This window comes from Lacihabitans sp. LS3-19 (genome assembly GCF_024343575.1).
In the GTDB taxonomy this organism is placed as follows: domain Bacteria; phylum Bacteroidota; class Bacteroidia; order Cytophagales; family Spirosomataceae; genus Leadbetterella.
Map to the genome: position 1 here is coordinate 117,854 of NZ_RJUA01000115.1, position 9,796 is coordinate 127,649.

6 protein-coding genes are annotated in these 9,796 nt (G+C 34.3%); all 6 read right to left on the bottom strand.

Annotation, left to right across the window (positions count from 1 at the left end; translation table 11 throughout):
* Nucleotides 1-58: 58 nt before the first annotated feature.
* Nucleotides 59-3,088, bottom strand: coding sequence for a hypothetical protein (locus EGI22_RS17470; protein WP_255069724.1), 3,030 nt, complete (start codon nt 3,086-3,088; stop codon nt 59-61).
* 22 nt (nt 3,089-3,110) lie between these two features.
* Entirely contained in the window at nt 3,111-4,817 is a 1,707-nt protein-coding gene (locus EGI22_RS17475; protein ID WP_255069725.1) for a hypothetical protein, read from the bottom strand.
* A 168-nt stretch (nt 4,818-4,985) separates the two neighbouring features.
* Nucleotides 4,986-6,521, bottom strand: a complete 1,536-nt coding sequence (locus tag EGI22_RS17480) for a papain-like cysteine protease family protein (RefSeq protein WP_255069726.1) — start codon at nt 6,519-6,521, stop codon at nt 4,986-4,988.
* Nucleotides 6,522-6,627: 106 nt separating this feature from the next.
* Entirely contained in the window at nt 6,628-7,155 is a 528-nt protein-coding gene (locus EGI22_RS17485; protein ID WP_255069294.1) for a hypothetical protein, read from the bottom strand.
* A 705-nt stretch (nt 7,156-7,860) separates the two neighbouring features.
* A complete protein-coding gene (locus EGI22_RS17490) occupies nt 7,861-8,496 on the bottom strand; it encodes a response regulator transcription factor (RefSeq protein ID WP_255069293.1) in 636 nt (211 codons plus the stop codon).
* Between the two features lie 113 nt (nt 8,497-8,609).
* The gene (locus EGI22_RS17495; RefSeq protein WP_255069102.1) at nt 8,610-9,599 is read right to left on the bottom strand and encodes a histidine kinase; all 990 of its coding nucleotides are present in this window, start codon (nt 9,597-9,599) and stop codon (nt 8,610-8,612) included.
* Nucleotides 9,600-9,796: the final 197 nt, after the last annotated feature.

Consider the following 9,796-nt stretch of genomic DNA (forward strand, 5'->3'; position numbering starts at 1 on the left):
TTATTTATTAATTGAACCAGAATCCAAAGAAATCTGGATTCTGGTTTAAATTAATTATCTAATTTTTATCTTGAAATGATTCCTTTTCAATACAATCTTCACAAATTTCCGATTTTTCGTTGACATTTTTTTGTGTTGGCATCATCAGACGATTTTGAATTCCAATATTATCAGGTAATGAAATGGGTTTGTATAATGGAGCCTTTGAACAAATAAGTTTTTCACAAACATTACAATTAGCATCTTTTATCGTAATTTTTAAGCAGTAATAAAAAACACCATTGCAACATGGAATATTTAATAAATCAGGCCTCATAATAGATAAAGGAATACTTTTAGTTGGATTAAACGACGTAGGTTGACCTAAATTCCAACTAATTTGATTTCTGATATTATTTGGATTTTGCAATGCCATAGCTTGTAATAAGCCAGTACTACCTCCTATATTGAATGGCAATCCACCGCTCATACTTTGAATATTACTAACTCCGTTACCCATCTTCTGTGGTTTACAATCTTCAAAATTATAAATTACATGATAGTCAACTAGGGCAATTGTAACCTCTTGTATCGGAATAGGCCCAGCAGTAATATTTACATTTAGATTAAGCCAATCATTTGAATTTGAGGGTTTAGGTGTTATACTAAAAGAAGATTGGGGAATAGAGCAACAATTTAAAGGCTTAATACAGGCAGGTCCAGAATAATTTTCTAAATGAATTCCAGAAAGAGTATTATCGGCATCTATTTTAAAACCAGGGTTGCAACATTCACCAACATAATTAGGCTTAGCTGTAACATTAACAATAACCTCAACAAAATCACCCGGACTTAAAATGAAACCTGAAGGGAATACTATTGCAGTTCCGAAACTAGCTCCAATAATAGGAGTTGTGCCGGGAACACCTGTCCCACTGACACTACCAGAAAAATATTTTGTAATCGAAAATATTGTACCAACAGTAACACATGCTGGCATAATATCAGTTATTTTCAAATTTTTCAAATTTACAGAGCCAGTATTCATAAATCTAAGTGAAAACTGGAATGGATTTCCTAGGTCAACAAATGACGAAGAGGAGGCAAAAGCATTTCCGGGTGCACTATTTACTAGTTTAGTTGGAGTGATATTCCCTAATGCTATAATGTTGTAACCATCTTGAGCATTTAATGTGCCTGTTGAACTGACAAGTTTTGCTTCATTATAGTAAGGCCCAAAGGTCTGTGGTTTAACTTTTGCTTCAAATTCGATAATCAAATAATTTGCACTATATAGATTACAATCTCCTGGCATATTGTTTATGGCCCATTTTGGATTACTTAAATCAGTAAGATTAGGTGTTACCCAAGTTGGCATACCTGTAATTGGAACTGAAGTGTTACAATCTAAATAACCATTCGAATATGGATTATAATTACCAATGCCCCATTGATAAGTTGGACTTCCAACCAATTCTAGGTTTTGAGGCGAAGACAATAAATCATTTAAGTTGCCCGAAAAATTTGCTGAGCCATGGTTTGCTACTAAAATTCTAAATTTAATATTGTCTCCAATCATATATGAGCCAGTACCTATCACACATTTTCTTAATAATGGAATAGCTCGAGGTTGTTCAATCACAAATTCGTCACATGCAGTTACATTGTTACCAGTTATAGGTGGTATAGGCAAACCACAAATTGTGGCTGAACCATTAAAGATGCCATCAAAAGTGAGCTTAGCACAGTTTTTAACCGTAGTGCCTGGAGCTCCAATAATTGTAAATTCGATATCCAAATAAATATAATCATTAGTTATACTGCCCGATGTAGTCTGGAAATTTAAACTAGAGAAACTACCTAAATACGGAGTAGAAGTGCCCGTATTGCCTATAAATGTTCCTGCACCACCGCCACCAGTTAGGCTTAAATTATAATTCAAACTTGCAGTACCTGAGATAGTGATTTTGGTAGAGCTAATTCCTGCTGGCATTAAATCCGTTAAATTTAAATTACCGATGGGAACATTGCCATTGTTTGAAATTGTAATTCTATAAATACCACCACACCCAGTTGTATAATTTGTAGTAGAGCTAAATAAATGTGATTTGGCCAATGGGGCAGTTACAATATTTTGACCTTTAAGTACCACTGAGGCACATGCTTTACCAGAAATTCTATCACAACACGTTTTTGGAAGTAGGTCAATCGGAGTTCCAATTCCAGGTACTTTTTTTGCATTTTTGTTTGATACTTTATCAGGGCTTAATTCTATTAATTCAGTGTCAGCAATTAAACTTACTGGTTTACCTAAATAAAAATTATAATCTACGCAGTTGGTAATAGTAGAATTTAGAGGTTCACATGAAGTAGTTTGCACATAATAATTAACCTGCGAAGTATAAGAACTAATAGTACCTGTATTCCATGTTGCTGTATTAGTGCCAATACCACTGGCCGTAGTACTTACACTGGTAATTATTGTTGATGGCCCTGGCGTAATCATATCTTTGATGGTTCCAGAGTATATGTTTAGATCACCTTCGCCCAATGTGTGAGCAGTTTGAGCTAACGTTACTTTCCAAATCTGGATTCCTCCTCGTAAGTCACCCCAAACATGGGTTTTAGAAACTTCCCAAAAGTTTTTAGCAATAGCTAAAATGCTTAATGTGGTTTCACAACTATCTATAACAGTGCCACAAGTTCTTTTGTATTTTACTTTAAAAGTTCCTTTTTCTCCATTGCAGGTTTCACCGGGCTTAAATCTAAAGGTTTGATCGATATTTTGCATCGATGTAGTACCCAAATGAACTATGTATTTTGGAGGATTCGTAGATGTTTGAGTCAAAGGATGCGGATAACTGGTGGTAGGTATATGTTCTAAATTTTTACTTGTTTCGATTGTAATATCATAACTACATCCGCCTGCAGGAACAGAAAGTGCTAGAGTAAACCCTTTACCACTTTTTACGGATAGCTCAGATAGAGCAGCATAGGCCTTTGATGAACCAAGATTACATTCTGCTTTTTGACCATTTTGTCCAAATATTTTTTGCTGAAAAGCAAACAGAATTAAGATTAGGTTAAAAACTATTTTTATATTTTTCATTGTTTTTTGCTTTAAAAATTAATTAGTATTTAAATTCTTTACACATGAAATAGGTACAATATTTACATGGTGCGTATTCTACTATTACTTTGAAGCAAGCCTTGTAAGTAACAGTGCAGCAGTTTTGTTGGATGGCCCACGCTGGTTTAGGTGGAACATTCATATTAAAAGAAAATGGAATTCCCGAAGCCGCATTTGTAGGTGAACTTGGTTTCCATTTAAAAGCTTTGCTAAGTGAAGATAATCCTGGAGTGGTACTGTATTGAAAAATTGAAGTACTAGTTCCAGAAACCAAAGGATTGGTAATTACCCCTGAATTTGAGACCAGAGTTATTCCATCGGAACATTCAACAGGATTTGAACTAAAAGTCAATGATTCTAATTGTACTTCAAAACCATAAATTGGATTTGGTCCAGCTGTTACATTTCCAGTTAAACTAAATGATGCGATTGAAGGATTTGCTAAAGTTGCTGTATTGATGATTGGTTTTGCATCGATTATTTTAACATTTTCACAGTCATTACAGTAACACAACGGCAGGTCTAGAGTCACCCCTATTATTTTATCACAAAACAATGAAGGATTGGTTGGGTGTGGAATAGTACTATTTACATTAAAGGAAACACTACTCGCAGTACTTCCATTTATATCAAAACCTATAGAAACACTTCCACTAGTTGGTATGCTCGCTTGTGGTGCAGGGGTTAGATTAGAAACCGTAAAACCAAAAGGAGTAATATAGGATTGTGTAGGAAAAAATCCATTTAACCCGGTTTTTCCATTGTTTGTCCCTATATTTTTTAGTATCAAGTTTGAAATATGGTAAATTGGTTTTCCTGATAAATCAAAACCTTTACATTCTATTTTATAACTAGATGTATCTATTTCGAAACAACCTTGCGAAGGGTCATCAATAATTATCTGAAACCCCGCAGTCTCACTACTAGCCAATACTTTACCATCTACATCTCTTGCCTCTACATACCATCCAAAATCGGGCTGATTTGCGATTTGCCCGGGTCTCTTTACAAACCTTGGGCCACCTAACCTAAAACTAGTTTGATTTTCTACTTCTCCTTCTGCAAAAACCTCCCCATTTTTTCGTGCTTGACTTAGACTTTGTCCATTCAATACCTCGAAAACAACTACCTTATATTTAATGCTTTTATTGGGTTTGGGCACTATTGGTGTCCATCGAAAAGTAAAAGGAAGGACCTGTTCTGCCTCGCTTAAAGTTTTTCCGTCAGCCGGAAAAACCAAATTGGGAGCGGTGTAATTAATTTGCCTTGTATCTTCAATGGTAAATGGCTTACAAGATTCTGCCACTTGTCTTCCTTCGATATTAAAAACCTGAACACAGAATTGGTATTGACCTGGTTTTAATATACAATCGTCACCTAAAAGTCCGAGGGCTGACGAACCACTCCAAGTTTTAAGTGGTGGAACGGAAACCTCAAAGCTTGGTGCATTCTTTGGAGTGTATTTACCGCAAATGGTTCGATCTCCATCTTTTATAGTGGCAAAGACTCTGAATTCATTTTGCCCTTTTTCTTGTGAAACATTCCCTTTTCCTTGTACTATTATGGTAAGGGGAGGCGTACTTTTTGCCCAATCTGCAACATTCGCCGCAGGTTTGCTAGGTAAGTTTATTGTAATTGTAGCACCTGAGTTTTGTCCGACTGCTAAAATGCAATAAAGATTTAGTATCAAAAATAAGATTTTCTTCATGAGTGTTAATTTTGATTTATGCGATTTTCAGGTCTTTGAATAGACTCAAACATTGCAATTGATTAATTCATCAAAATTAAAACCTCGGTACCTCTCAAAAAATCACTAAATGTAGGGATAAGGTTGGGGATAAATATTTGAAGGATTTAGGAAAATTTGGTTTTAAAATTAGTTTTTCTTGCCTTCTCGTGGTTGATCGGTGAATGGTGGAGTATCTATGTTGTCGCCTTTTTTTACGCTGTCTTTTGCTCTTTCTTTCAATTTTTCTATTTCTTCTTGTCTGCTATCCAATTCATTTTTTTGTCGGTTTATACCTAACCATTCCACCTCTATTTTAAACTCTTTGTCCACTATTTCTCCCCATTCGGGGATTTCGGCAGCACTCAATCTATAATATGGTGTGCCGGTGTTTGAAACAAATATGGCTTTGTGTCCCATTCTTAATTGTCTATGTGGGTCTGCTACTATTTTTTCATCATAAGGTGGCCATGTAAAACTATAAACCATGCCTCCATACAATGGCAACATAGAGATATCTTCTATTTCATATATTTCATCATCATCTACAAAAACATCGTTAAGTGCCGGCCCATGGCTTTTATCATTGATGTTTTTATCTTTCGTTTCCGAGCCATTTAATAGGGTTTTTATTGAAGGATTGTTTAACGCTACCCTGAATTCCCGCTCGATTTTATCCCATTCGGCTCTTTCAGAGGTAGCATATTTTTCAAACCTCGAAACGTACAGATATGCAGGGTCACTATTGTTTTGATATTCTATAGTGAGACTAATGAGAGCTTTACGCTTGGTATTTACGTTTACAAATGCCAGCTTAAGTCCATCAAAAAGGTAGTCGCTTTTTTTAGATGTTTTTAAATCATAGTTAAGAAAAGAAAGTGTATTTGTAAATTGGTTAAGTCTTAACAAGGAACCCATGTCTTTGCTGATTTCTTGCTTTTGAGTTTTCCAATCTATATTCATTACTTCAAATAATGATGCGTCGAATTCTTTAAAAAGATCTACCTGATGTTGTACAAGGTTTATGATTTCTTTTTCTCTGATTGTGGTAAATGTCTTTTTGTCAACGGGAACTTTTGGCGGAAAATATATTTTAGGACTCGATTCTATCAAACTAGAACTAGAGTAAATATTGAAAACTGGTTCTGATTTTTCGGAATCGCTTTTGGAGCTGGGAGAATATTTGACATTTTTATATTCTAGTGTTCCATTAAATGGTCTAATAAATTGGTTAAATGCAAGTGCCGTAATTTTGGCTTTGTTTACGGGCCATGGGTCATTTACCAACAACCATTTGGTGTTTTGACTTTCTTGAAAACCCTTGACTAAAAAAACATGTGCGAATTTCTCATTGTAATATTTGTATGTTACCAAGCCTTTGTTTGCTGTTAGGTGACTTTTTATTTTGTCCCAACTTGGGTCGCTTATGCGAGCATATTTATTTGATTTGTAGATGCCGAGCAGTTTTGAAAGTGAATCAGTTCGGATAGGAGAGGTGTTTAATTTGTTTCGATTTTGGTTTTCACTTAGGTCCATCATCTGCAAAGTAGCCGCCCAGCAAGAAAAATTGCCTTTTTGTGGAATTATGGGGGTTTTAATTGAATAGAATTCAGAAGTATTTTGACAGAATGAGTTAAGGATACTACTATTCAAGAAAAAAATTGCAAGAAAAATCTTAAAATTCATATCTAATCTTTTATTATTCTCAAAATACTAAAATACTGATTTATATTTATTTAATCAAAAAGCATCCATCATTTTGAGATGGGTACTAAAAAGAAATTAGAAATTATTATTGTGGTGGTGTTGGAGGAGGAGGAGGGAGAGCTTTAACTCCATCGCCTCCACCACCGCCTTGGATTTTTATGCCCGTTATTGGGTTTCCGTAAGGTGTCATTTCTGTCGAATTAAAATTTTTTCCCTTATAATAAAATACTACTGGTTCTAATTTTTCTTCGTTAGATTCATTAATTGATAAACCTGGGTAAACCACTAAAAAATCCCATTTTGAATAGTTTGAAGTGTCTTGGGGCAAAACAATACCTAATTCTGTAAATCCATTTATGGATTGATTCAATAGTGACTTTGGTAGAACCACACCATTTTTTTCATCTACTTTGAATTTTTTCTGATATTGGAGTTGCCGGATTACCCCATTATTAATTTCATCATTACCGAAGTCTTTTGTTCCGTTCAAAAGGCTATCAAGCCTAGATTGGTATTTAAAAGATTCTAAATTCTTACTATTTGAACCTTCTTTGTTGCATGAACAAAATAAAATAATATTTGCCATTAAGGAATAAATTGCTGTTTTTGTCATAATTGTATATGTTTGTTAAAAAAATATTAATGTTACTATATTCTAAAATTCTATATTTTTTGTTTTTGAACTCTGCAAAATTAGGAACCATTTCTCTTGTAATTTTGACAGGTTATTCTTTGGTTTCATCAAAGTATTTTAAAGGCCCTTTCGTTTTTATTTTAATCACTTTGATATCTTATTCAATTGTTGATCTGTCAATAAATTTATTTATGTTAGCAGGCAATACAGTTTCTAATATATTAGATCACCTTTTTGCCTGGGTCGCATGTATTATTCCTTCAATTTTTTATTTAAAAATAATAAACAATTTAAAAATTAAATGGACAGTAATTTTAATAGTTATTCTGTTTTGTTTGGCAAGTTTAATTCAAATTTTTTATAAACTTTCAATTGCCAAGCCAATTGGGGCTCCTTTATTATTTCCATTGAAAAATTCACTTTCAATTGCTCTTGCTATTTTTGTTCATTCTAGACTGATAAAATCTTCTAAAATAAGAATCTTGAAAAATGAGCCATTATTTTGGTTTAACCTTGGATTTTTAATATCAAATCTAATAAATTTATTTATTACACCAATATATAAAGCTATTACCCCTTTTTCTGACGATTTAGCCTTTATTTTCGGAATAATTTTGAGTATTTCTGAACCCATAACTTACACCCTCTGGGCCATAGGAGTTTATAAATTAAAAACCCAACCTTTCAGACCAATCGCATCTCTATGGCCTTGATGATGGCTTCGGGTGCTGAGTTTACATGCAATTTCTCATAAATATGCTTTACGTGTGTGTTTACAGTGGCATAGCTTATGCTACATGCATCCGCAATCATTTTGTAACTCATTCCTTTTACCAAACAACCCAACACGTCTTTTTCTCGTGCTGTTAGGTCCACAAATGTTGGTTCCTTTTTCACAAATTGGTTCTGAAACATCTGCATCACTTTGGCCGCTATGGCTGGCGACAAATGCGAGCCGCCTCCATTCACTTCCTCTATAGCCTGCACATATTTTTCTGGGTCAGGGTTTTTGATGATATAGCCTGAGGCACCACCACAAATGGCCTGAAATACGCGGTCTTCGTCTTCAAAAACTGTCTGAATAAGGATTTTAGCATCGGGAACGGCCTTTCTGATTTCTATCATTGCGTGTATGCCATTCATATAGGGCATCTCAATGTCCATCAATATCACATCAGGTTTCTGCTTTTTCACAATCGAAACCGCCTCTCTGGCGTCAGGGTATGAGCCAGTCATCCAAATGTTCTCTGAACTAGCCAAATAAAGTGACAAACTTTCTCTAAAGTTCTTGTTGTCTTCAAATAAGGCTACTCTTATCATTTGCTTGGGTTTAGGTTTTAATTGTTGTAAATACGTTGTTGAAAAAGCTACCATTCTGTGTTATTTATTTCTACAAAATTGGCATAGTTTTCAATTCTAAAAAATCCCTAATTCTAGTGAGAAAGACATATAGAAAGTATAGTTCCTTTACCTGCATCACTTTCAATTTTCAATTCAAAATTTGATTCCTCAGCCCTTTCTTTAAAGTTCCTCAGGCCATTTCCTTCTGTTTTTTGATCTATTTCAAAGCCAACACCATTATCTGTTAATGTGAAAATTATCTTTTGATTTTTTTCAGAAACTTCCAACGAGGCTTTGGTGGCTTCGGCGTGTTTGGCTATATTATTTATGCCTTCTTTCAAAATCAAATACAGATTTTTGCGGTCTTCCATATCTAGTTTTACTTTTTCCATAGGTATATCTGTTTGTTGGAAATAACTGATGTTTTTTTCTGAAAGAACTTCACGGGCGTAGGCTTCTATACGCTTAAATAATCGCTCAGGAGAATCGTTGTTGGGGTTTAATGCCCACACGGTATCTTGCATGAGCGTTACCGATTCTTTTGAATTTGCGGTGATTTTATCCAATATTGGCAAAAGGTTTGAATCTTTCAGACCTTTCTTGAGTACTTGGGTATAAATGGCAATACTACTCAAATTGGAGCCCACTTCGTCGTGCAAATCCGAGGAGATTTTGTTGCGAAGTTGTTGCATTTTCATTTTTTGACGGAAATTGTACAAGAAAAAGAAATAGAAACCGATTCCAATTAATAGCAAAATATAAAATGCAATCATTGGGAAAAACCACCATTTTTGCCAAATAGCTTCTTCGATATTTACGGTTATGGTTTTAAAATCTTTTTGACTCGAAAGTCTGTATTTTAAGAGGTATTTTCCGCCACTAAGGTTAGTATATCGGATTTTTGGGAATGCTGAATTCAATAATTGGGAATCGAAACCTTCAAGTTGGTAAAAGATTGAATCGCCAATATTTGGGAATTCTATGTCAATTAAGTTCTCCAAGCCTTTTAGGTATATGGAGTCTTTTTGTGTGTTAATATAACTTTGATTTCCAAGCCCTTTTACAATAATATGTGGTCGCAATTCAGTTGATTGCGAAAAGCTTATTTGGGAGATAAAAAAAAGGAAAATTATAGTTTTATTTCTCAATTTATTTAATGCTAACAGGGTAAGGTTTCACAAATTAAGAAATATATTTTACCGTTAAATAAAAAAACCTAGTTTAATTCTGTCAGGATTTAATTTAAGGATTTGTTTACTAATAACTAAAACTTATCTCT

Bases quoted from the DNA above. Each gene is read 5' to 3' on its own strand.
- EGI22_RS17470 (WP_255069724.1), bottom strand. From the start codon at position 3,088: ATGAAAAATATAAAAATAGTTTTTAACCTAATCTTAATTCTGTTTGCT.
- EGI22_RS17475 (WP_255069725.1), bottom strand. From the start codon at position 4,817: ATGAAGAAAATCTTATTTTTGATACTAAATCTTTATTGCATTTTAGCA.
- EGI22_RS17480 (WP_255069726.1), bottom strand. From the start codon at position 6,521: ATGAATTTTAAGATTTTTCTTGCAATTTTTTTCTTGAATAGTAGTATC.
- EGI22_RS17485 (WP_255069294.1), bottom strand. From the start codon at position 7,155: ATGACAAAAACAGCAATTTATTCCTTAATGGCAAATATTATTTTATTT.
- EGI22_RS17490 (WP_255069293.1), bottom strand. From the start codon at position 8,496: ATGATAAGAGTAGCCTTATTTGAAGACAACAAGAACTTTAGAGAAAGT.